The 560-nt window shown below is 35.4% G+C and carries 1 protein-coding gene; it reads right to left on the minus strand.

Going from position 1 to position 560, the window contains the following annotated elements; all coding sequences use genetic code 11:
* Positions 1-494: hypothetical protein (locus SM447_RS29720; RefSeq protein ID WP_474576178.1), on the minus strand; the 494-nt coding region annotated here is incomplete at its 3' end.
* Between the last annotated feature and the right edge of the window lie 66 nt (positions 495-560).

Below are 560 nucleotides of genomic sequence, written 5' to 3' on the forward strand. Positions count from 1 at the left end.
AGGGAATAACTGCTGATAACACTTGAGGTTTCAATAGAAAATCCTTCTGCTTCTATCTCTACTTTTTTGAGGATTGCACTAATAAACTTTTCGAAATATAATTTAGTGTTCTTGGCAGGAATAAATACTGTTTCTTTAGTAAGGAAAGGATTTAGTTTTTTTGCATTTACGTGTTCCAAGGTGTACCACTTGCGATCGATAACTAGTTGTGCAGGTTGGTCATGCAGATTTATGATAGTGTGTTTGCATGGGGTTAGTATCTCTTCTCCAATTCCTAGTTGAAATTTGTAATGGATTCCTTCTGCTGTTTTTTGAAAAGAAATAAGCGGTTTTAAAGGTTCTTGTTCTCGTGTTAATAACGAATTAAGAATAGGTTCCCTTCGTTGTGCATCATAACAAAGTGGGTAGTGTTCTTTTTGTAGAATTTGATAAAAAGTAGTGAGTTTGCGATTTACATATTGCATCACAACGGGTTTTGACTTTGGATCTGCCATGATGTCCGTAAGGGTAGATGCTTTTCTTCGTTTTGGTTGAAATTTTTGTGCTAAGACATCAGGCTT

Source organism: Micromonospora aridisoli, from assembly GCF_056150025.1.